Origin of the sequence: Streptomyces sp. NPDC059008 (assembly GCF_042749045.1) — a bacterium.
Taxonomy (GTDB): Bacteria; Actinomycetota; Actinomycetes; order Streptomycetales; family Streptomycetaceae; genus Streptomyces.
On record NZ_JBHYJC010000012.1, the window covers coordinates 97975 to 121541 of the forward strand.

Consider the following 23567-nt stretch of genomic DNA (forward strand, 5'->3'; position numbering starts at 1 on the left):
CGTACGTACGACGGAGAACCATGGAACACACGGCAGCTTCCCCCGCGGACCGCTCACCGCAGGGCCCGGACCGGCCGGGCGGCGGGCCCGCCGCCCGCCGCTCCCGCGGCCTCGTCGCCCCGTTACTCGCCACCGCGCTGGTCGCCGGCCTCGCGCCCATATCGGCGTCCGCCGCGCCGCCCCCGCCCCTGCCCGACGCCGCGGCCGCCCAAGACCCCTGCGAGCAGGGCGACGGCTGGAGCGCCACCGCCACCACGATCGACCCCGCGGACGGCTACCACGCCTACGTCGGCAACGGCTACCTCGGACAGCGGGTGCCGCCCAACGGCACCGGCTACGCGGCCCCCGGCGGCACGACCGGCTGGCCGCTGAAGACCCCCGCCTACGACGGCTCGTTCGTCTCCGGGCTGTACGCCAAGGGACCCAAGAACGTCGAGGGGCGGCAGGCCATCGCCGCGATCCCCACCTGGACCACCCTCGACGTCACCACCGGCGGCGAGCGCCCCGACACCTTCTCCTCCGCCACCCGGCCGGGCCGGATCTCGCACTACCGCCAGACCCTCTCGCTGCGCTGCGGATTCGTCCGTACGTCGCTGACCTGGACGGCCGCCGACGGCCGCAGCACGGACCTGGTCTACGACGTGCTCGCCGCCCGCGACGACGCGCACACCGGTGCCGTACGCCTGCGGATGACGCCCCACTGGAGCGGCGCCGCCACCGTCACCGACACCCTCGACGGACGCGGCGCCCGCCGGATCGAGCCGTCCAGGGCCCCCGCCGACGGCACGGCCGGCCCCGGCACGATGGACGTCGGCTTCCGCGCGGACGGCACGAAGACCGAGGGCGCGGTGGCCTCCACGCTGCGCCCCGGTCCGCAGGTGCGCCCCGAGCGGCCCCGGCCGGAGCCCCGGGCCGACGGGCTGACCAGCCGGCAGCGGGTGACCTTCCCGGTCCGCGACGGACGGACGTACGAGCTGACCAAGTACGTCGGCGTGGACACCGCGCTCACCTCCCGCACCCCGCGCGCCGCCGCCCGCGCCGCCGCACTGCGGGCCGCCGGCCGCGGCTGGCAGGACCTGTTCGCCCGGCACACCGCCGCCTGGCAGCGGCTGTGGCGCGCCGACATCGAGGTCCACGGGCAGCCCGAGCTGCAGTCCTGGGTGCGCTCGGCGCAGTACGGGCTGCTGTCGGCCACCCGCCCCGGCAGCGCCAACAGCATCGGCCCGACCGGTCTGACCAGCGACAACTACGCCGGCGAGGTCTTCTGGGACGCCGAGACCTGGATGTATCCGGGGCTGCTGGCCAGCCACCCCGAACTCGCCAGGTCGATCGTCGACTACCGCTACCGGACCCGGGACCGGGCCCGCGCCAACGCCGAGAAGCTCGGCTACGACGGGCTGTTCTACCCCTGGACGTCCGGCAGCGACGGCGCCCTGTGGAGCGAGTGCCACAGCTGGGACCCGCCGCACTGCCGGACCCAGAACCACCTCATGGGCGATGTCTCCCTGGCCGCCTGGCAGTACTACCTCGCCACCAAGGACACCGCCTGGCTGCGCTCCCGCGGCTGGCCGGTCCTCAAGGGCATCGCCGAGTTCTGGGCCTCGCGGGCCACCCACAACGCCGACGGCAGCTACTCGGTCAAGAACGTCGCCGGACCGGACGAGTACAGCAACGGCGTCACCGACGGCGTCTTCACCAACGCCGGCGCCGCCACCGCGCTGCGCCACGCCACCCGCGCCGCCGCCCTCCTCGGCGAGCGGGCACCCGCCTCCTGGACCACGGTCGCCGACCACCTGCGGATCCCCTACGACAGCACGAACAAGGTCTTCGAGCAGTACGCCGGCTACCGGGGCACGACCATCAAGCAGGCCGACACCGTACTGCTGATGTATCCGCTGGAATGGCCGATGACGCCCGCACGGGCCGCGCGCACGCTGGACTACTACGCCGCGCGCACCGACCCCGACGGCCCGGCTATGACGGACTCGGTGCACGCCGTCGACGCGGCCGGGATCGGCGAGCCGGGCTGCTCGACGTACACCTATCTGCTGCGCTCCATCAAGCCGTTCGTGCGCGGGCCGTTCGCGCAGTTCTCCGAGGCGCGCGGCAGCAAGGCCGGCGCCTCGGACCCGCACGCGGGGCAGCCCGCGCAGGACTTCCTCACCGGCAAGGGCGGATTCCTGCAGACCTTCACCCACGGGCTGACCGGCCTGCGGCTGCGGGAGGACCGGGTGCGGCTGGACCCGATGCTGCCGCCGCAGCTGTCCGCCGGCGTCACCCTGCGCGGGCTGCGCTGGCAGGGGCGGACGTACGACGTGGCGATCGGGGCGCACCAGACCACCGTGCGGCTGACCTCCGGGGCGCCGATGACCGTCGAGTCGCCCCAGGGCGAGCAGCTCGTCAGCCGGGGCGTGCCGGCCGTCCTCAAGACCCGCCGCCCCGACCTGGCCGCGACCTCGAACGCCGCCCGGTGCGCCCCGGCCACGGCGACCTCGCAGGAGCCCGGGATGTACGCGGCCGCCGCGGTCGACGGCAACGACACCACCGCCTGGGTCCCGAACGCCGCCACCGGCACCCTCACCGTCGACCTCGGCCGCACCACCCGCATCGGCCAGATCACCCCGCACTGGACCGCCACCCGCCCCAAGGCCTATCGCGCGGAGGTCTCCACGGACGGCGAGCACTGGACGGGGACGGGGTACGCGGGCCGCAGCCCCGCCCGGTACGTACGCGTCGTGGTGGAGGGCGACCGGAGCCCGGCGCCCGACAAAAAGCCCAGGCCGCACCCGGGGATCACGGAGCTCACGGTGCAGCGGGTGAAGTGATCACGAACGGGATTGTTACGACGGGATGAAAATCGCACCCCGCGGCGTTGGTGCCTGGCGAGTAGGCGTCGACGGGCGGGAGGCATGGGGTGGCGGGCGCGGATACGGACACGGTCCGGGTGGGCTGGGCACGGCGGCTGACCCGGGACTGCTGGCAGTACAGGAAGGACGTCCTGTTCGCGCTCGGCTCCTCGCTCGCCGGGATGGGCGTGCTGGCGCTGGTCCCGCTCGTGCCCAAGCTGATCATCGACGATGTCATCGTCCGGCACGAGCGCTCCCTCGCCGTGTGGTCCGGCGTGCTGATCGCGGCCGCCGTGGTCGTCTACGTCCTGACCTACCTGCGCCGCTTCTACGGCGGCCGGCTCGCCCTGGACATCCAGCACGATCTGCGGACCCGGATGTTCGCCGCCATCTCCCGGCTCGACGGCCGACGGCAGGACGAGCTGAGCACCGGCCAGGTCGTCGGCCGCGCCACCAGCGACCTGCAGCTGATCCAGAGCCTGCTGTTCATGCTGCCGATGATGATCGGCAGCGTGCTGCTCTTCGTGGTCTCGCTGGTGGTGATGGCGGTCCTGTCCCCGCTGCTGACCGTCGTCGCGCTCGCCGTCGCCCCCGCCCTGTGGTTCATCGCCCGGCGCAGCCGGGTGCGGCTGTTCCCCGCCACCTGGTACGCCCAGAGCCAGGCGGCCGCGGTGGCCGGCGTCGTCGACGGCGCCATATCGGGCGTCCGGGTGGTCAAGGGCTTCGGCCAGGAGGAGCAGGAGACCGGCAAGCTGCGCGAGGTCTCCGGCCGGCTGTTCGCCGGGCGGCTGCGCACGGTCCGCCTCAACGCCCGCTACACCCCCGCGCTGCAGGCCGTGCCCGCCCTCGGTCAGGTCGCGATGCTCGCCCTCGGCGGCTGGATGGCCACCCGGGGGCAGATCACCCTCGGCACCTTCGTCGCCTTCTCCACGTACCTGGCACAGCTGGTCGGACCGGTCAGGATGCTGGCGGTGATGCTGACCGTCGGACAGCAGGCGCGCGCCGGCGTGGAGCGGGTCTACGAGCTGATCGACACCGAACCCTTCATCCAGGAGCGGCCGGACGCCCACGAGCTGCCCGCGAACGCCCCGGCCACCGTCGCCTTCGACCGGGTCACGTTCGGCTACGCCCCGGCACACGACGGCGACGGGGCCGGCCCCGCCCGCCCCGTCCTGGAGGACTTCTCGCTGCGCATCGAGGCGGGCGAGACGGTCGCCGTGGTCGGCACGTCCGGCAGCGGCAAGTCCACCGTCTCCCTGCTGCTGCCCCGCTTCTACGACGTCACCGCGGGCCGCGTCCTGGTCGGCGGCCACGACGTGCGCACGCTGACGCTGAAGTCGCTGCGGGCCGCCATCGGCCTGGTCCCCGAGAGCAGCTTCCTGTTCTCCGACTCGGTGCGCGACAACATCGCCTACGGCCATCCGGAGGCCACCGACGAGCAGGTGCGCGCCGCGGCCCGCGCCGCCCAGGCCGACGACTTCGTCTCCGCGCTCCCCGAGGGCTACGACACCAAGGTCGGCGAGCAGGGACTGACCCTGTCCGGCGGCCAGCGGCAGCGCATCGCGCTGGCCCGGGCCATCCTCACCGACCCCCGGCTGCTGGTGCTGGACGATGCCACCTCCGCGGTCGACGCCCGGGTCGAGCACGAGATCCACGAGGCGCTGCGCGGCGTCATGGCGGGCCGCACGACCCTGCTCATCGCGCACCGCGCCTCCACCCTGGCGCTCGCCGACCGGGTCGCCGTCCTCGACGGCGGGCGGCTGGTCGACGTCGGCACCCAGGACGAACTGGCCGAGCGATGTCCCCTCTACCGCAGGCTGCTGACCGACCCCGAGGAACTGGGCGGCATCGAGCGCGACCCGGCCGGCGCCCCCACCGCGACCGGACTGCCGGCGTACACACCCGACGGGGGCGGACCGGACGGCCTCGACGGCCTCGACGGCGAGGCGGACGGCGAGCGGAGCCGGACGGTCCCGGCGGCCGGCGCCGTCACCCCCGAGCTGTGGGTCCGCCGCGAGCAGGACGCCGAGGCGGGCGGGGCCGGCGTCGCGCCCCGCGCGGCCGCCGCCGGGCCCGGCCTGGGCGCCGCGACGGCCGGGACGCCGGCCACGCCCGAGCTTCTCGCCCAGGTCGCCGCGCTGCCGCCGGCGCAGGACACCCCCGGCATCGACGAGGACCGGGCGGTGCGCCCCGAGCGCTCCTACGGCCTGCGCCGGCTGCTGCACGGCTTCGGCGGACCGCTGGCCCTCGCCCTGGCGCTGGTCGCCGTGGACGCCCTCGCCGGGCTGATGCTGCCGGTGCTGATCCGCCAGGGCATCGACGAGGGCGTCCGCCGCGGCGTGCTCGCCGGCGTCTGGGCCGCCGCCGCACTCGCCCTGATCGTGGTGCTCGCCCAGTGGGCCGCGCAGATCGGCGGCAACCGCATGACCGGGCGCACCGGCGAGCGGGTCCTGTACTCCCTCCGCCTGAAGATCTTCGCCCAGCTGCAGCGCCTCGGGCTCGACTACTACGAGCGCGAGCTGACCGGCAAGATCATGACCAGGATGACGACGGACGTGGACGCGCTCTCCACGTTCCTGCAGACCGGACTGGTCACCGCCCTGGTCTCGATGCTGACGTTCTTCGGCATCCTCATCGCGCTGCTCGCCATCGACGTCCAGCTCGCCCTGGTCGTCTTCGCCACCCTCCCGCCGCTGATCATCGGCACGTACTTCTTCCGCAAGCAGAGCGTCAAGGCCTACGAGCTGGCCCGCGAGCGGATCAGCACCGTCAACGGCGACCTCCAGGAGAACGTGGCCGGGCTGCGGATCGTCCAGGCCTTCCGGCGCGAGGGGCGCGGCCAGGAGCGGTTCGCCGCGCGCAGCGACGCCTACCGCCGGGCCCGGGTCCACGGCCAGTTCCTGATATCCGTCTACTTCCCGTTCGTCCAGCTGCTGTCCTCGGTGGCGGCCGCCCTGGTGCTGATCGTCGGCGCCGGCCGGGTCGGCTCGGGCACCCTCACCGCCGGCGCCCTGGTGGCGTACCTGCTCTACATCGACCTGTTCTTCGCCCCCGTCCAGCAGCTCTCCCAGGTCTTCGACGGCTACCAGCAGGCCTCCGTCTCGCTCGGCCGCATCCAGGAGCTGCTGCGCGAGCCGACCACCACCCCCGCCGCCGAGCGCCCCCGCGACGTACCCGCGCTGCGCGGCGAGATCATCTTCGACGATGTGCACTTCCACTACGGCACGAGCCAGGAGCCGGCGCTCGCGGGCATCAAGCTCGCCATACCGGCCGGCCAGACCGTGGCCTTCGTCGGCGAGACGGGCGCCGGCAAGTCCACCCTCGTCAAGCTGGTGGCGCGGTTCTACGACCCGTCCTCGGGCGCCGTCCGGGTCGACGGCACCGACCTGCGCGAACTGGACCTGACCGGCTACCGCCGCCGCCTGGGGGTGGTCCCCCAGGAGTCCTACCTCTTCGCCGGCACCGTCCGCGACGCCATCGCCTACGGCCGCCCGGACGCCACCGACGCCGAGGTGGAGGCCGCGGCCCGGTCCGTCGGCGCCCACGAGATGATCGCCACGCTCGACGGCGGCTACCTCCACGAGGTCGCCGAGCGCGGGCGCAACCTCTCCGCCGGCCAGCGGCAGCTGCTGGCGCTGGCCCGCGCCGAACTCGTCGACCCGGACGTACTGTTGCTCGACGAGGCCACCGCCTCCCTCGACCTCGCCACCGAAGCCGTCGTCAACCAGGCCACCGACCGCCTCGCCGGCGCCCGCACGACCATGATCGTCGCCCACCGCCTGACGACCGCCGCCCGCGCGGACCGCGTCGTGGTCCTCGACCAGGGCCGCATAGCCGAGGACGGCAGCCATGCGCAACTCCTCGCGCGCAACGGGCGGTATGCGCAGCTGTGGCGCACCTTCACGGGCGAGGAGGAGGAACTGGTGGCCTGACGGTCCCCGCGGCGCGGGGCCCTCCCCGCGCCGCTCGGCGGAGATCCACCGGATGGCGCCGGGGGCTGGTGGCACCCCCCGCGCGCCGATAGGTTCAGCCCACCTTTGCTATCCCAAGGGGAGGGTGCATGCGCAAGGCCACCAGATGGCTGCTGTCGCTCGCCGTGCTCATAGGCACGGCCACAGCCGGCAGCGCCTCGGCGGGAGCGGCCACCGCCGCCGAGCCGAAGACCGAGGACATCAAGGACCGGATCCTGGCGATCCGGGGGATGAGCCTCGTAGAGGAGAAGCCGGTCGACGGCTACCGCTACTTCGTTTTGAACTACACCCAGCCGATCGACCACCGGCACCCCTCGAAGGGGACCTTCCAGCAGCGACTGACCCTGCTGCACAAGTCGGTCGACCGCCCGACGGTGTTCTTCACCTCGGGCTACAACGTCAGCACCACGCCGTCCCGCAGCGAACCCACCAAGATCATCGACGGCAACCAAGTCTCCCTGGAGTACCGCTACTTCACTCCGTCGCGGCCCACGCCCACGGACTGGCAGAAGCTGGACATCCGGCAGGCCGCCAACGACCAGCACCGCATATTCCAGGCGCTGCACGGCATCTACGGCAAGAACTGGATAGCCACCGGCGGCAGCAAGGGCGGCATGACCGCCACGTACTACCGCCGCTTCTTCCCGCACGACATGAACGGCACCGTCGCCTACGTCGCGCCCAACGACGTGCGCAACGACGAGGACTCCGCCTACGACCGGTTCTTCCGGACCGTCGGGACCGCGCAGTGCCGCACCGCCCTCGCCGCCATCGAGCGCGAGGCCCTGGTGCGCCGCGGGGAGATGGTCGACCGCTTCCAGGCCTGGGCCGACAAGGAGAAGCAGACCTTCAAGACCGTCGGCAGCGCCGACCGGGCCTATGAAGTCATGGTCACGGACCTGGTGTTCGGCTTCTGGCAGTACCAGCCCGCCGAGACCGCCTGCCCCGAGGTGCCCAAGCCGACCGTCTCCACCGACGAGCTGTGGAAGTGGATGGACAAGGTCGGCGGCTTCGACAGCTACACCGACCAGGGCATGGAGCCGTACACGCCGTACTACTACCAGGCCGGCACCCAGCTCGGCGAGCCCGGCTACGCCTACCCGAACCTGGCCGGCCTGCTGAAGTACCCCGGCATCAACAACTCCCGCAGCTTCGTCCCCGAGGACATCCCGATGCGCTTCGACCCGCGCGCGATGCCCGACGTCGACCGCTGGGTGCGCCACCACGCCGAACGGATGATGTTCGTCAACGGCGAGTACGACCCGTGGAGTTCGGAGCACTTCGAGGTCGGCGCGGGCGCCCGTGACGCGTACCGGTTCACCGTCCCCGGCGGCAACCACGGCGCCAGCATCGCCAAGCTGAAGGAGGCCGACCGCACCAAGGCCACCGCCGAGCTCCTCGACTGGGCCGGCGTCCCCGCCCCGAGCGGCCGGGCCACCCCGCTGGCCCCGTACAACAAGAAGCTGGACAGGCAGGAGATCCGCCGCGTGCCGATGCTGCGGCCGTGACGCGCTGAGAAGACGCCACGGCGCGCTCCCCGCGAGCAGGGGAGCGCGCCGTGACCGTCGGCGCCGCCGGGGCGGGTCAGGGATAGCCCAGACCGTGGCCGATCGGGAACAGCTCCTGGCCGGGGGTGTCGGCGCGCATTATCGCCACCGGCAGCCGGCCCGCCGGATCCCGCCGCCCGGCGATCACCCGGGCCGCCGCCCGCAGCTCCACATCCGTCCAGGAGTAGCTCGCCAGGGCCGCCCGGACGCCGTCGAGCTGGGCGATGTCGTACGGGTTGCGGACCGCCAGCTGCACCACCGGCTTGCCGGTGCCCAGCAGCGCGGCGACCAGCTTGCGCTGGGAGGACCCGGCGGAGACGTTGTACGTCGCCACCACCACCGCGTCCCGCTCGCCGAGCGCCGCCACCGCCTCGTCGATCCGCCGCTGGTCCGGGGTCGGGCCCGTGGCCAGCGCATGGGCGGTGAAGCCCAGCTCGGTCAGGGCCTTCGCCAGTACCGCGGTCGGCGGACCGCCGGTGCCCGACGGCGCGGCCGCGTCCACCCCCACCACCAGCACCCGGGGCTGCCGGCGCCGCGACAGCGGCAGGATGCCGGCGTCGTTGCGCAGCAGCGTGGTCGTACGGCCCGCGATCCGGTCCGCGGCGGCCAGATGCTCGCGGGTGCCGACCACCCGGTCCACGGCCCGGTGCGTGGTGTAGGGGTCCTCGAACAGCCCGCGCCGCTCCTTGAGCAGCAGGATGCGCATCAGCTTGGCGTCGATGTCGCGCTCGGTCAGCTCCCCGTCCGCCATGGCCTTGACGACCGCGCCGTGCGCCACGGACAGATCCGGCGGGTTCAGCAGCTGGTCGACGCCCGCCTTGAGCGCCAGGACCGGCACCCGGGCGTCGCCGTACTTCACCCGTACGCCCTCCATGCCGAGTGAGTCCGTCACCACCACACCGTCGTAGCCGAGGCGCTCGCGCAGGATGCCGGTGAGGATCGGGCGGGAGAGGGTGGCCGGGTCCTCGCTCGGGTCGAAGGCGGGCACGACGATATGCGCCGTCATGATCGAATCGATGCCGGCGTCGATCGCCGCCTTGAACGGCGGCGCGTCCAGCCGCTCCCACTCCTCGGCGCTGTGGTGGATGTACGGCAGTCCGACATGGCTGTCGGTGTCGGTGTCGCCGTGCCCGGGGAAGTGCTTGGCGCAGGCCGCGACCCCGCCGTCCTGATAGCCCTTCACCTGGCCGGCGACCATACGGGCCACGGCCTCGGGGTCGGCGCCGAAGGAGCGGACGCCGATCACCGGATTGGCGGGATTGACGTTGACGTCGGCGACCGGCGCGTAGTCCTGCCGGATGCCCATGGCGTACAGCTCCCGGCCGGCGATCCGGCCCGCCGTACGCGCCCCCGCGGCGCTGCCGCCCGCGCCGAGGGCCATCGCCCCGGGCAGCAGCGTCGCGGGGGCGCCGACCCGGGCCACTATGCCGTGCTCCTGGTCCGTGGAGATCAGCAGCGGCACGGGGACCCGCTGGGCGGCGGCGGCCTTCTGGATGCCGTTGGACAGATCGGCGATCTGATGCGGCTCGCGGGTGTTGTGCGCCCAGCCGAAGTAGATGATGCCGCCGACGTGGTACTTGGCGATCAGCTCCGCGGCGTTGGCGACGCCGATCTCCTTCTGGTTCGCGGCCACGTCCGCCGGGTCGGGGTCGGTGGCGGAGTGCCCGTAGACGCGCATCACGAAGAGCTGGCCGGCCTTCTCCTGCGGCGTCATACGGGCGATCAGGCGGCGCAGTCGTGCCCGGGTGCCGGAATCGGGGACGGGCTGCTGCCCGGCGGCGGGTGGGGCGGCGCCGGCGGGCACGGCGCCGGCGGCGGCGACGGCGGCCGCGGCGGCCGCGGTGGTCAGGACGGTACGTCTGGAGTGCATCTGCGCTCCTTCCGGGGGGCTTCCTCGACTTGTTGAAGGAAACTTCCAAGGAGACACGGATAGCCGGAAAACTATTGTCGGTCAATGACTCCATCCGAGGCGGCGCCCAGCTCTTGCGGGGCGGGCCCGGGTGTGTGAGGGGGCGTCATGACTCGGGCGGCGGACCGGGGCGGGCCGGTCAGCCGGCGGCGGCCTCCAGGAGGCGCTGGAGGTGTGCGCGGCCCGGCGCCAGCAGGGCGGGGAGGTCCGGGGCCTGGGGAAACCAGCGCTTCTCGTACTCCCAGCACAGCCAGCCGCCCGCGCCCCGGCCGTCGGCGCCCTCGAACGCGTGCGCGGGGCCCTGGGTGCCTCGGACGAGCGCCGCCAGGACGGCGTCCAGTGGCACGGAACCGGCCCCGAGCGGGACGGGAGTGGTGTCCTGCGCCGAGACGACGTCCTTGACCTGGACATAGCCCAGCTGCGGGGCGAGCGCGGCGTGGGTGTCGGCGGGCTCCTCGCCGCCGAGCCAGCTGTGCAGCACGTCCCACAGCGCGCCGATGTGGCGATGACCCACGGGGCCCAGGATCCGGGCGGCGGCCGCGCCCGTGCGGTGCGAGTCATGGGTCTCCAGCAGGACCCTTACGCCCCGCTCGGCCGCGAGCGGGGCCACCGCGGCGAGCCGCCGGGCGGCATCGGCCTCCGCCTCGGCCGCCGGCCGCCCGCCGCCCCCGGGGAACACCCGCACGAAGCGCGCACCCAGATCGGCGGCGAGCCACACCAGCTCGCTCAGCTCGTGCGCCAGCTCCTCCTCGCCCGCCGCGTCCCGCGCGGCCGCGACCTGTGCGTATCCGGCGACGGCCAGGACCTCGACACCGGCGTCGGCGAACTGCCCGCGCACCGCGGCCCGTTCGCGCGTCCCGAGCAGGGGGTGCACCGGCTCCTCCGGATGGGCGCGCAGCTCGACCCCCTGGTACCCGGCGCGGGTCGCCAGCCGCAGGACGTCGGCCACGGGCATACCGGGCACCCCGAGAGTGGAGAACGCCCATCGCACCGCCGTCACAGGGCCAGCCGCCAGTCCTGGCCGACCAGGTCGCGCCCGAAGCTGTGGTGCGGCGACTCGGCGACCAGCTCGAACCCCGCCTGCTGATAGATCCGGCGGGCCGACACGAGCAGGGAGTTGGTCCACAGGACCAGCTCCTGATAGCCGGCGTCCCGGGCGAAGTCCACACAGCAGTCGACGAGTCGGCGCCCCAGGCCGTGCCCCCGGGCGCCGGGCTCCACGAGCAGCAGCCGCAGCCGGGCGACCCCGGGCCTGCCGTCCCGTACGCACATCACCGCGCCGCCGCGCTCGCCGTCCAGCTCCGCTATCCAGGTGCGGTCCCACCGCGGGTCGAAGTTCTCGGCGTACTCCGCGACGATCCGGGCCACCAGTGCCTCATAGCTCAGGTCGAAGCCGTACTCGGCGGCGTAGAGCGCGGCGTTGCGCTCCACCATCCAGCCGAGGTCCCCGGGGCGGGAGGTGCGCAGCGCGACCTCGGGCGCGGGGGCCCGGCCACCGGTCCGGTCCTGCGGTGCCGGGGCCTGCCGCGCCGCCTCCTGCGCGTCCCGCGGCGGCGCCGCCTCCTGCACCTGCTCCGTGCCTTCGCCGTCCTGTGCGCCCTCGCCGAGGAGGGCGCGGATCGTCCGCATCGAGGCGACCACGCGGGCCCGGTCCGCCGCCGGAAGGTCGCGCAGCAGCGAGCCCGCGGCATCCTGCGAGCGCTCCTCCAGCAGGCCGGCCGCCTCCCTGCCGTCCTCGGTCAGGGTGATGCGCTGCCGGCGGGGATCCCGCTCGGACCGGCCGCGGCTGATCAGCTCGCGCTGCTCGAACTTCCCGAGCAGCCGGCTGAGGTAGCCGGCGTCCAGGGACAGTGAGGAGCGCAGGTCCGCGGCGTCCACCCGCTGGTGGTGGGCGAGCTCGTAGAGCACCCGGGCCTCGGTGAGGGTGAAGGGCGTGTACAGATGCCGGCCGTAGTCGAGCGCGCCGATCAGGTTCGTGTAGAAGCGGTTGAATCTGCGCAGCTCGCGGATGTCGGCCGCGGAGCGGGACGCCGCGCCGGGCGCCGTATCGGATGCCGTACCGGTTGTCATCGTCGACCACCTCATCCTTGACTCAGTCAAGGGTACGCGGACGGGGCCGGTCCGCGCACCCCCATTTCCCCGTTTGGCCGCCGGCGCAGACCGGTACGTACGACCTGACAGCGCACGAACACCCCCGCTCACACGATTCGCATCCTGAGAGAGGCCGGGCCGTGACACGCACGACCGTACGCATCGCCATGAACGGCGTGACCGGACGCATGGGGTACCGCCAGCATCTGGTCCGCTCCCTCCTCGCCCTGCGCGAACAGGGTGGCCTCGCACTGGCTGACGGCACGGTGATCTGGCCGGAGCCGGTGCTCGTCGGCCGCTCCCCGCACAAACTGCGGGCACTGGCCGAACGCCACGGCCTGAAGGAGTTCAGCTGCGACCTCGACGCCGTACTGGCCGACGACTCCATCGCCGTCTACTTCGACGCCCAGGCCACCGCCGCCCGCCCCGAAGCCGCCAAGAAGGCCATCGCCGCCGGAAAGCACCTGTACGTCGAGAAGCCCACCGCCGGCGACCTCGCGGGCGCACGGGAACTGGCCCGGCTGGCCCGGGACGCCGGCGTCAAGAACGGCGTCGTCCAGGACAAGCTCTTCCTGCCCGGCCTGCGCAAGCTCCGCCGCCTGATCGAGGGCGGCTTCTTCGGCCGCGTGCTGTCCGTACGGGGCGAGTTCGGCTACTGGGTCTTCGAAGGCGACTGGCAGCAGGCGCAGCGCCCCTCCTGGAACTACCGCGCCGAGGACGGCGGCGGCATCGCGGCCGACATGTTCCCGCACTGGGAGTACGTCCTGCACGAGCTGTTCGGTCCGGTGCGCACCGTCCAGGCGCGGATCACCACGCACATCCCGCGCCGCTGGGACGAGTCCGGCGCCCCCTACGACGCCACCGCCGACGACGCCGCGTACGGCATCTTCGAGCTGGCCGGCGGCGTCGTCGCGCAGATCAACTCCTCCTGGGCGGTCCGGGTGCACCGCGACGAGCTGGTGGAGTTCCAGGTGGACGGCACCGAGGGCTCGGCCGTCGCCGGGCTGCGCCGCTGCCGCGTCCAGCACCGCTCCACCACCCCCAAACCCCTGTGGAATCCCGACGTTCCGGCGTCCGAGCCGTTCCGCGACCAGTGGCAGGAGGTCCCCGACAACGCCGCCTTCGACAACGGCTTCAAGGCGCAGTGGGAGCTGTTCCTGCGACATGTTGTCCGCGACGAGCCCTGGCGCTGGGACCTGGCCGCGGGCGCCCGCGGCGTCCAACTCGCCGAACTGGGGCGCCGCTCGTCGGCGGAGGGGCGCCGCCTGGACGTACCGGAGCTGAGCCTGTGAACGCGCCGGCCGCCGACCGGCCCCGCCCCGGGCCCGCGGCCGGCGCGACCCCGTCCGCGCCCCTCGGCGGGGCGCCGCCCCCGCTGCGCTCGCGCACCGTCTACGCCGCCGCCCATGTGGTCGCCGATCCGCTCGCCGACACCCACCCGGACGGCCCGGCCGCCCTCGACTGGGACGCCACCCTCGCCTTCCGCCACCACCTGTGGTCGCACGGCCTGGGCGTGGCCGAGGCTATGGACACCGCGCAGCGCGGCATGGGCCTGGACTGGGCCGGCGCCGCCGAACTCATCCGGCGCTCCGGCGCCGAGGCCCGGGCGGCCGGCGGCCTGCTCGCCTGCGGGGCGGGCACCGACCAACTACCGCCTCAAGGAGCGGCGCTGGCCGACGTCCGGGCCGCCTACGAAGAACAGCTCGCCCTCGTCGAGGACGCCGGCGCCCGGCCCGTCCTCATGGCGTCCCGCCAGCTCGCCGCGGCCGCCACCGGGCCCGACGACTACCTGGAGCTCTACGGCGGCCTGCTGCGCCAGACCACCCGACCGGTGATCCTGCACTGGCTCGGCCCGATGTTCGACCCGGCGCTGCACGGCTACTGGGGCAGCACGGATCTCGACGCCGCCACCACGACCCTCCTCGACCTCGTCGCCGCACACCCCGGCAAGGTGGACGGAATCAAGGTCTCCCTCCTGGACGCCGGCCGAGAGGTACGGCTGCGCCGCCGCCTCCCGGAGGCCGTGCGCTGCTATACGGGCGACGACTTCCACTACCCCGAGCTGATCGCCGGCGACGACCACGGCTTCAGCCACGCCCTGCTGGGCGTCTTCGACCCGCTCGCCCCCCTGGCCGCCGACGCCGTACGCCGCCTCGACGCCCCGGGCCCCGAAGGCACCGCCGCGTTCCGCGCCGCCCTGGACCCGACCGTCACCCTGGCCCGCCACCTCTTCCAGGCGCCCACCCGCTACTACAAGACCGGTGTGGTGCTGCTGGCCTGGCTGGCGGGCCACCAGTCGCACTTCACCATGGTCGGCGGCCTGCAGTCGGCCCGCTCACTGCCGCATCTGCGCCGCGCCCACGAACTGGCCGACGCACTGGGCCTGTTCCCCGACCCGGAGCTGGCCGCCGCCCGGATGCGCGCCCTGCTTGCGCTCCACGGCGTCGACGCCCCGGCCGCAAGGACCGTGAGGCCCCTATGACCCCCGCCGCCACCCCGGCCCCCCTCGACCGCCTGAGCCTCAATCAGGAGACCGTCAGGCAGTGGTCGCTGCCCGACCTGGCCAACGGCTGCGCACGGGCGGGAGTACGGGGCGTGGGCCTGTGGCGCGCCCCGGTGCGGGAGTACGGGGTGGCCGCGGCCGCCCGGCTCGTACGGGACGCCGGGCTGCGGGTCACCAGCCTGTGCCGGGGCGGGTTCTTCACCGCGCAGGACCCCGGTGAGCGGACCGCGGCCCTGGACGACAACCGGGCGGCCCTCGACGAGGCGGCCGCCCTGGGGACCGGCACGCTCGTCCTGGTGTCCGGCGGGCTCCCGGCCGGCAGCCGGGATCTGCCCGGCGCCCGGGAACGCGTCGCCGACGCGCTGGCCGAACTGGCGCCGTACGCCGCGGAGCGCGGCGTACGGCTGGCGATCGAACCGCTGCACCCCATGTACGCGGCGGACCGCTGCGTGGTCTCCACGCTCGCGCAGGCGCTCGACCTCGCCGAGCGGTTCCCCGCCGACCAGGTGGGCGTCGTCGTGGACACCTACCACCTGTGGTGGGATGACACGGTCGGCGCGCAGATCGACCGCGCGGGCGGCGGCCCGCGGACCAACGGCACGCGCACGGACGGCGAGGAGGCCGGCGGGACGGGGACCTGTGGCACCGCGGGCACGCGGATCGCGGCCTTCCAGCTCGCCGACTGGGTCACCCCGCTGCCCGAGGGCGTCCTGCTGGGACGCGGGCAACTCGGCGACGGGGCGGTGGACCTGCGGTGGTTTCGGGAGCGGGTCGAGGCGGCGGGCTACCGGGGGCCGATCGAGGTGGAGATCTTCAACCCGGCGCTGTGGGCCCGGGACGGCGCCGAGGTGCTGGCCGAGGTGATCGACCGCTTCCGACGGCACGTCGGCAGGTGAACGCGAGGCATACATCTGGTGACGGTGAAATAACTCTGCGGATGCGCGCAACCGTTGGCGGCCCCTGTCGGTCATAGCTGACGCTGGTCCCGACCAGGGGAGGGATCCGGGGGGATCAGGGACCGGCGCGGAGGGGGAATCGAGGGGCCCGACCATCGGACGGGCCCCTCGATGGTGCCCGGCCTCTTCGACGGCGCCCGGGCCGAGGTGGCACCACGCGCGGTGTCAGACCCCGGCGGTACGGTCGGGTCATGGTCAACGCAGCCGTGGTCGAAGGGGTCCTGGAGCGGATCACCTACGCCAACGAGGAGAGCGGCTACACCGTCGCGCGCGTCGACACCGGCCGCGGCGCGGGCGATCTGCTGACCGTCGTCGGCGCGTTGCTCGGGGCGCAGGTGGGGGAGTCGCTGCGGATGGAGGGCCGCTGGGGCTCGCACCCGCAGTACGGCAAGCAGTTCACCGTGGAGAACTACACCACCGTCCTGCCCGCGACGATCCAGGGCATCCGCCGCTACCTCGGCTCCGGCCTGGTCAAGGGCATCGGCCCGGTCTTCGCCGACCGCATCACCCAGCACTTCGGCGTGGACACCCTCGACATCATCGAACACGAGCCGAAGCGGCTCATCGAGGTCCCCGGCCTCGGCCCCAAGCGCACCAAGAAGATCGCCGACGCCTGGGAGGAGCAGAAGGCCATCAAGGAGGTCATGGTCTTCCTCCAGGGCGTGGAGGTGTCCACGTCCATCGCGGTGCGGATCTACAAGAAGTACGGCGACGCCTCGATCTCCGTCGTCCGCAACCAGCCCTACCGCCTCGCCGCGGACGTCTGGGGCATCGGTTTCCTGACCGCCGACCGCATCGCCCAGTCCGTCGGCATCCCGCACGACAGCCCCGACCGCGTCAAGGCGGGCCTGCAGTACGCCCTGTCGCAGTCCACCGACCAGGGCCACTGCTTCCTGCCCGAGGAGCAACTGATCACGGACGCGGTGAAGTTGCTCCAGGTGGACACGGGCCTGGTCATCGACTGCCTGGGCGAGCTGGCCGCCGACCCCGAGGGCGTGGTCCGCGAGAAGGTGCCCGGCGAGGACGGCGCGGCGATCACCGCCGTCTATCTGGTGCCCTTCCACCGCGCCGAGATGTCGCTGGCCGGCCGGCTGACACGGCTGCTGCGGACGGACGAGGACCGGATGCCGGCGTTCCGGGACGTCGAATGGGACAAGGCGCTGGCGTGGCTGGCGCGGCGTACGGGCGCCGAGCTGGCCCCCGAGCAGCAGCAGGCGGTGCGCCTGGCGCTGACGCGGAAGGTCGCGGTGCTCACGGGCGGTCCGGGCTGCGGCAAGTCCTTCACGGTCCGGTCCGTGGTCGAGCTGGCCCGCGCCAAGAAGGCCAGGGTGGTGCTGGCGGCACCCACGGGCCGGGCCGCCAAGCGGCTCGCGGAGCTGACCGGGGCGGAGGCCTCCACGGTCCACCGCCTCCTGGAGCTCAAGCCCGGCGGGGACGCCGCCTACGATGCCGATCGGCCGCTGGAGGCCGATCTGGTGGTCGTCGACGAGGCGTCGATGCTGGACCTGCTGCTGGCCAACAAGCTCGTCAAGGCGGTCCCGCCGGGCGCCCATCTGCTGCTGGTGGGGGACGTCGACCAGCTGCCGTCGGTGGGCGCCGGCGAGGTGCTGCGGGATCTGCTGGCCGAGCCCGGCCCGGTGCCCGCGGTCCGGTTGACCCGGATCTTCCGGCAGGCCCAGGAGTCCGGCGTGGTCACCAACGCCCACCGGATCAACTCCGGCGTCCCCCCGCTCACGACCGGGCTGGCCGACTTCTTCCTGTTCGTGGAGGAGGACAATGAAGAGGCCGGACGGCTGGCCGTCGATGTCGCGGCCCGCCGGATCCCGGCGAAGTTCGGTCTGGACCCGCGCCGGGACGTCCAGGTGCTGACCCCGATGCACCGCGGCCCGGCCGGTGCGGGCGCCCTGAACGGCCTGCTCCAGCAGGCCGTCACCCCCGCCCGCCCCGATCTGCCCGAGCGCCGCTTCGGCGGCCGGGTCTTCCGCGTCGGGGACAAGGTCACCCAGATCAGGAACAACTACGAAAAGGGCCGCAACGGCGTCTTCAACGGCACGGTGGGCGTGGTCACGGCCCTGGACTCCGACGAGCAGCGGCTGACGGTGCTCACCGACGAGGACGAGGAGGTCCCCTACGACTTCGACGAACTCGACGAACTCGCGCACGCCTATGCCGTGACGATCCATCGCTCGCAGGGTAGTGAGTATCCAGCGGTGGTGATTCCGGTCACCACAAGTGCCTGGATGATGCTGCAGCGCAATTTGTTGTATACCGCCGTGACCCGGGCGAAGCGCTTGGTGGTGCTGGTCGGCTCCCGCAAGGCCCTCGGGCAGGCCGTACGCACGGTATCCGCCGGTCGGCGGTGTACGGCTCTGGCTCACCGGCTCGCCGGGGCGATGTGATGTCACCTCCTCTTTCCCAATCGGGGCGAAAGGGAGCAGGATGGACACTCACGCGGCACTGAGTGCCGTAATGAGGCCCTATGGCCGACCCCGAGTGCACATCCAAGGTCCAAATGGGGGAAGGTATAGGCAGTCAGGGCACCTCGAAGAAGAGGCACAACGTCGGTGAGGGATGACGTGAGCGACAACTCTGTAGTACTGCGTTACGGGGACGGCGAATACAGCTACCCGGTCGTCGGCAGCACCGTCGGCGACAAGGGCTTCGATATCTCGAAGCTGCGCGCCCAGACCGGTCTGGTGACCCTGGACTCCGGTTACGGCAACACCGCGGCATATAAATCCGCGATCACCTATCTCGACGGTGAGCAGGGAATTCTTCGTTACCGCGGGTATCCGATCGAGCAGCTCGCAGAGCGCAGCACGTTCGTCGAGACCGCGTACCTCCTGATCAACGGTGAGCTGCCCACCGTCGATCAGCTGTCCGCCTTCAAGCAGGACATCACGTACCACACCCTGCTCCACGAGGACGTCAAGCGCTTCTACGACGGCTTCCCCCGTGACGCCCACCCGATGGCGATGCTGTCGTCGGTCGTCAGCGCGCTGTCGACCTTCTACCAGGACAGCCACAACCCGTTCGACGAGCAGCAGCGCCACATCTCCACGATCCGGCTGCTGGCCAAGCTCCCGACGATCGCGGCGTACGCCTACAAGAAGTCGGTCGGCCACCCGGTCGTCTACCCGAGCAACGACCTCGGGTACGTCGAGAACTTCCTGCGGATGACCTTCTCGGTGCCGGCCGCCGACTACGAGCTCGACCCGGTCGTCGTCAGCGCCCTGGACAAGCTGCTGATCCTGCACGCCGACCACGAGCAGAACTGCTCGACGTCCACGGTGCGCCTGGTCGGCTCCTCGCAGGCGAACCTCTTCGCCTCGATCTCGGCCGGTATCAGCGCCCTGTGGGGCCCCCTGCACGGCGGCGCCAACCAGTCCGTGCTGGAGATGCTGGAGGGCATCCAGCGCGACGGCGGCGACGTCGACTCCTTCATCCGCAAGGTGAAGAACAAGGAAGACGGCGTGAAGCTCATGGGCTTCGGGCACCGCGTCTACAAGAACTTCGACCCCCGGGCGAAGATCATCAAGGCGGCGGCGCACGATGTCCTCTCCGCGCTCGGCAAGTCCGACGAGCTGCTGGACATCGCCCTGAAGCTGGAGGAGCACGCGCTCTCCGACGACTACTTCGTCTCGCGCAAGCTCTACCCGAACGTCGACTTCTACACCGGCCTGATCTACCGGGCCATGGGCTTCCCGACCGAGATGTTCACCGTGCTCTTCGCGCTCGGCCGGCTGCCCGGCTGGATCGCCCAGTGGCACGAGATGATCAAGGAGCCCGGCTCCCGCATCGGGCGCCCGCGGCAGATCTACACCGGCGCCGTCGAGCGCGACTTCGTGCCGGTCGAGCAGCGCTGACGGTCCTCGGCCGCCGCTGCCCCGGATAGACGAAAGCGCCCCGCCTCCGGATCCCCCCACGGGTCCAGAGTGCGGGGCGCTTCCCATATCCCGGTTGGATTCCCCCCACGGGATCCGTCCGGGCGCTCCGGGTTGCACCGCGCTCTGCCGGGACGCGCACATCGGGAGGGCCGCTCAAAGCTCCCCGGGCACGTCGCCCCGGCCACGCGTAGCCGGGCACGATCCCCCAAGATCGACACGGCTGTCGCAGTGCAAGCCCCGCCGGGGTGCCTGCACTGCACGGTTAGACTCGCGACCCCCCTCAATGGTTACGTTCCGATGAGTGTGATCTGGGTCTCTTGCCATATGGGGGCGAATGCGGTCAAGGGCCACGATCTGGAGATCGGGTCCCGGGGGTATGGGTGTTGTGCCCCGAGGTAGGGGCGTTGTGGCAGTTGTAAAGGCTGTGTGAATGTTCTTGGTCGCGGGCCGGGGTGCGAGCCGCCGCTGACGGTACTCGCACCGTCAGCGGCGATCAGACCTCAGACGCCCTGCCCCACGAGCTCGTAGCCGGCCTCGTCGACGGCCGCGCGCACGGCCTCCTCGTCCAGGGGGGCCTTGGAGACCACGGTCACCAGGCCGGTGGACGCGACCGCCTGCACCGAGCTGACGCCGGAGATCTCGCCGATCTCGGACGACACCGCACCCTCGCAGTGGCCGCAGGTCATGCCGGTGATCTTGTAGGTGGTGGTCACCTCGCCGACCTGGACGTCGGTGCCGCCGGAGTGGCGGGAGTCTTCCGGGGTGCAGCAGGAGCTGTTCTCGTTCATGGGGGTTCTCCTTGTGGTGCCGGTGTCTGGTCGGGTGTCTGGTGCCGGTCCGTGGTGCCGAGTCGTGGTGTCGAAGGTGCCGCCATGTGCCGGCGGCCGCCGGAGTGTCACATGGTGGCGCACGGGCCCCGGCGGACGCCGGTGTTCCCGACCCTCGGTACTGTATACCCCTAGGGGGTATCAATCCAGTGTCTCGCCACGCCCACCGCGTTGCCGAGCACCCCACCCCGCGTCAGCCTTGGGTTACGGACTCGGGGCGGATCCGAGGAGGCGGCCGGATGGATGTACTCGCCCTGTACGGCCTGCTGGTGCTCACCACGCTGCCGCCGCTGGTGCCCAACTCCGCCCTGCTCGTCTCCGCCGGCGTGCTCGCCTCCCGCGGCGAGCTCTTCCTGCCCCAGGTGCTGCTGGTCGTGGCGGGCAGCGCCCTGCTGGGAGACCTGCTGATGTACCTCGCCGCACGGCGCTTCGGCGAACCCGTACGCACCTGGATGCGCCGCAACCCCCGCCGCCTGGCACTGCTGGAGTGGACCTCCCAGCGGATCCAGCGCTACGGCGTACCGTTCGTGATCGCCGTGCGGTTCCTGCCCAGCGGCCGGATCGCCGGGGCGCTGGCCTCCGGGGTGCTGCGCTATCCGCTGCGCAAGTACGCGCTCGGCGCCGGCATCGCCGAGGCGACCTGGGCGACGTACTCCGTCGGCCTCGGCTACGTCGGCAGCGCGGTCGCCCACAACCGCCTCTACGCCGCCGCGATCGGCCTGGGCGTCTCCTGCGCGGTCGCCGCGGTGGGCACCGCGATCCAGTGGGCGGCCCGCCGCCGGGCGCTGCGACAGCGGCCCGAGGGGGGCGGCGAACGGGACGGCGAGGGCCGCGACGACCGGACCTCGTCCACCGCGGCGGCCTGAGCGTGGCGGCACGCTGCCCGCGGTTCCGCGGCGGAGCGATTGTCAGTGGCCGGTCGTACAGTTCAGACATGGAGCGATTACGGAGAGTGATGAAGTGGGTGGGGGAGTTGCGCGGCGCCCTCCTGCCGTCGGCCCGTCACCCGACCGGCCCACCGGACCGCCGCCGGGGCGAAGAGCCGACGGCGGGCCCCCGGCGGGACGGTGGGTCAGCGAAGGAGGTTGAGGCTGGAGGCGGCGGTGCACACGAGCACCAGGCGGTCGAAGAGGGCCTGGTCGATGCGGCGCACCAGAGCCCGTCCCAGGAGCGCCCCGACCGGCACGGCGCACACCAGCACCGCGTCCAGCGCGAGACCGTCGGGCGTGAGCAGCCCCAGCCCGATGCTGAACGGCAGCTTGAAGAGATTGACCAGGAGGAAGAACCACGCCCCCGTCCCCAGGAAGCCGAGCATCGTGAAGCCCGAGGACAGCAGATAGAGCGACATCGCGGGACCGCCCGCGTTGGCGACCATGGTGGCGAATCCGGCGACGAGCCCGAAGAACAGGGTGCGGGCATGCTCACCGCGCAACAGGGTGCGGGTATACCCACCGCCCCCGGCCCCCGCGCCCGTCCCCCGAGCCGCGGCCCGCCCCGTGTCCGCCTCCACCGCCGCACCCGGCCCGCCGCTCAAGACGGCCGCTGCCGATGCCCCGGGCCCACGGCCACGGCGCGAGCGCCGACGCCGCCAGAGGTGGTGCAGCACGATCGTCAGCAGCAGCGCGCCGATCGTGCGGCGGACCACGTCGTCACCGGTTCCGGCGACGAACACGGCACCGAGCAGCACACCGGCCGCCACCGACGGCAGCAGCCGCAGCAGCGCGGGCCAGTCGGTGTGCTCGCGGTAGGCGCGGACGGCCAGTACGTCCCCGACCAGAAGCAGCGGGAGCAGGACGCCGGTGGACTCCCTGGCGGGCAGTACGGCGGCGAAGAGGGCCACGCTCAGCGCGCCGACGCCGCTGACGGCGGTCTTGGAGACCCCCACCAGCAGCGCGGCGACCACCAACGTGCCCAGCGATACGACCCCGAGGTCGCTCACGCGTCCAAGGCCACCGGGCCGGCCGTACCGCGGACGTCCGCGACGGCGACCGGCTCGCCGGTCCGCCGTGAACGCTCGCAGGCCTCGGCGACATACAGCGCCTCCAGGGCCTCCGCGGGCGGGCAGGGGTTCGGCACCCGGCCCGCGGCGACCTCGGCGAACACGCCCAGCTCGGTGACGTAGGCGTCGTGGAAGCGCTCCATGAAGGTGGCGTAGGGGTCGGCCGCCCGCTGCCAGGACAGCTTCGGCTCCGCGGACGGCAGCGGCGCACGGTCGTCGAGACCGACGAAGCGGGCGCCTTCGGAGCCGCAGACCTCCAGCCGGACGTCATGGCCCGCGCCGTTGTAGCGGGTCGCGGTGACGGTCGCCAGGGTGTCGTCGTCGAAGCGCAGCAGCGCCGCGCAGGTGTCGACGTCGTCGCCGTCGGCGAAGAAGGACGCGCCGCGGTTGGCGCCCTGGGCGTAGACCGAGACCACCTCGCGGCCGGTCAGCCAGCGCAGGATGTCGAAGTCATGGATCGAGCAGTCCCGGAACAGCCCTCCGGAGGTGGGGATGTACCCGGCCGGTGGCGGGGTCCGGTCGCTGGTGCAGGCGCGCAGCGTGTGCAGCCAGCCCAGCTCGCCGGACCGCAGCGCCGCGCGCGCGGCACGGTAGCCCGCGTCGAAGCGGCGCTGGAAGCCGATCTGCACGGGCACGGCTCCGGCCTGGGCCCGCTCCACCACACCGACGGTGCCCGGGACGTCCAGTGCGACCGGCTTCTCGCAGAAGACCGGTACGCCGGCGTCCAGGGCCTGGTGGATCAGTTCCGCGTGGGCGCTGGTCGCGGCGGTGATCACCACGCCGTCCAGGCCGTCCGCGTACAGCTGCGCGATGCTCGCGGCCGCGCGTACGCCGAGGGTGTCCGCCAGCGCGGCGGCCCGCGCGGTCTCGGCGTCGGCGACCACGAGGTCGGTGACGCCCGGGACGTTCTGGAGGGTCGCGGCGTGGAACGCGCCGATACGCCCGGTGCCGATGAGGCCGATCTTCATGCCCGGTCCTTCCAGGGAGGGGAGAGGCAATCGTTGGAACGGTCCAACGCCCGCCGTTCCGGG

Annotated in this window: 15 protein-coding genes; 9 read left to right on the forward strand and 6 right to left on the reverse strand. The window is 72.7% G+C overall.

All coding sequences use genetic code 11. The annotated features are described in order from the left end of the window. Positions 1 to 20 precede the first annotated feature (20 nt). From ACFWZH_RS17330 to ACFWZH_RS17340, 3 genes are all read left to right on the forward strand, one after another. The gene (locus ACFWZH_RS17330; RefSeq protein ID WP_384431024.1) at positions 21 to 2825 is read left to right on the forward strand and encodes a discoidin domain-containing protein; all 2805 of its coding nucleotides are present in this window, start codon (positions 21 to 23) and stop codon (positions 2823 to 2825) included. An 89-nt stretch (positions 2826 to 2914) separates the two neighbouring features. Then, positions 2915 to 6778: an ABC transporter ATP-binding protein gene (locus ACFWZH_RS17335; protein ID WP_384431027.1), complete on the forward strand. Its 3864-nt coding sequence runs from the start codon at positions 2915 to 2917 to the stop codon at positions 6776 to 6778. A 128-nt stretch (positions 6779 to 6906) separates the two neighbouring features. After that, entirely contained in the window at positions 6907 to 8325 is a 1419-nt protein-coding gene (locus ACFWZH_RS17340; protein ID WP_384431031.1) for a S28 family serine protease, read from the forward strand. Between the two features lie 76 nt (positions 8326 to 8401). Here the strand turns inward: ACFWZH_RS17340 and ACFWZH_RS17345 are convergent, their stop codons facing one another. From ACFWZH_RS17345 to ACFWZH_RS17355, 3 genes are all read right to left on the reverse strand, one after another. Further along, entirely contained in the window at positions 8402 to 10234 is a 1833-nt protein-coding gene (locus ACFWZH_RS17345) for a glycoside hydrolase family 3 protein (protein WP_384431034.1), read from the reverse strand. A 178-nt stretch (positions 10235 to 10412) separates the two neighbouring features. Continuing rightward, positions 10413 to 11228 carry a sugar phosphate isomerase/epimerase family protein gene (locus tag ACFWZH_RS17350; protein ID WP_384431036.1) on the reverse strand — a complete coding sequence of 272 codons (816 nt, stop codon included), beginning with the start codon at positions 11226 to 11228 and terminating at the stop codon, positions 10413 to 10415. A gap of 41 nt (positions 11229 to 11269) precedes the next feature. Continuing rightward, complete coding sequence (locus ACFWZH_RS17355; RefSeq protein WP_384431039.1) at positions 11270 to 12343, reverse strand: GNAT family N-acetyltransferase; 1074 nt, start codon at positions 12341 to 12343, stop codon at positions 11270 to 11272. 161 nt (positions 12344 to 12504) lie between these two features. Here ACFWZH_RS17355 and ACFWZH_RS17360 point away from each other — a divergent pair, with 161 nt between their 5' ends. The 5 genes from ACFWZH_RS17360 to ACFWZH_RS17380 all read left to right on the forward strand — a co-directional run bounded on the left by ACFWZH_RS17360 (position 12505) and on the right by ACFWZH_RS17380 (position 19689). Continuing rightward, positions 12505 to 13656, forward strand: a complete 1152-nt coding sequence (locus tag ACFWZH_RS17360) for a Gfo/Idh/MocA family protein (RefSeq protein WP_384431041.1) — start codon at positions 12505 to 12507, stop codon at positions 13654 to 13656. Continuing rightward, entirely contained in the window at positions 13653 to 14846 is a 1194-nt protein-coding gene (locus ACFWZH_RS17365) for a dihydrodipicolinate synthase family protein (RefSeq protein ID WP_384431044.1), read from the forward strand. Before ACFWZH_RS17360 ends, ACFWZH_RS17365 begins: the two co-directional genes overlap by 4 nt. Beyond that, positions 14843 to 15763 carry a sugar phosphate isomerase/epimerase family protein gene (locus ACFWZH_RS17370; protein WP_384431047.1) on the forward strand — a complete coding sequence of 307 codons (921 nt, stop codon included), beginning with the start codon at positions 14843 to 14845 and terminating at the stop codon, positions 15761 to 15763. Before ACFWZH_RS17365 ends, ACFWZH_RS17370 begins: the two co-directional genes overlap by 4 nt. 251 nt (positions 15764 to 16014) lie before the next feature. Then, a complete protein-coding gene (locus tag ACFWZH_RS17375) occupies positions 16015 to 18222 on the forward strand; it encodes an ATP-dependent RecD-like DNA helicase (protein WP_384431050.1) in 2208 nt (735 codons plus the stop codon). A gap of 177 nt (positions 18223 to 18399) precedes the next feature. Next, positions 18400 to 19689 (forward strand): citrate synthase, encoded by a 1290-nt coding sequence (locus tag ACFWZH_RS17380; protein ID WP_384431053.1) that lies wholly within the window; start codon positions 18400 to 18402, stop codon positions 19687 to 19689. A gap of 521 nt (positions 19690 to 20210) precedes the next feature. Here the strand turns inward: ACFWZH_RS17380 and ACFWZH_RS17385 are convergent. After that, complete coding sequence (locus tag ACFWZH_RS17385) at positions 20211 to 20498, reverse strand: heavy-metal-associated domain-containing protein (RefSeq protein ID WP_384431056.1); 288 nt, start codon at positions 20496 to 20498, stop codon at positions 20211 to 20213. Positions 20499 to 20776: 278 nt separating this feature from the next. On the opposite strand from ACFWZH_RS17385, the gene ACFWZH_RS17390 reads away from it, so the two are divergent. After that, on the forward strand, positions 20777 to 21403 hold the full coding sequence (locus ACFWZH_RS17390; protein WP_384431059.1) for a DedA family protein: 627 nt from the start codon (positions 20777 to 20779) through the stop codon (positions 21401 to 21403). A gap of 206 nt (positions 21404 to 21609) precedes the next feature. On the opposite strand, the gene ACFWZH_RS17395 is transcribed toward ACFWZH_RS17390, so the two are convergent. After that, positions 21610 to 22476: a TSUP family transporter gene (locus tag ACFWZH_RS17395; protein WP_384431061.1), complete on the reverse strand. Its 867-nt coding sequence runs from the start codon at positions 22474 to 22476 to the stop codon at positions 21610 to 21612. Then, entirely contained in the window at positions 22473 to 23504 is a 1032-nt protein-coding gene (locus ACFWZH_RS17400; protein ID WP_384431064.1) for a Gfo/Idh/MocA family oxidoreductase, read from the reverse strand. The genes ACFWZH_RS17395 and ACFWZH_RS17400 overlap by 4 nt, the downstream gene beginning before the upstream one ends. Between the last annotated feature and the right edge of the window lie 63 nt (positions 23505 to 23567).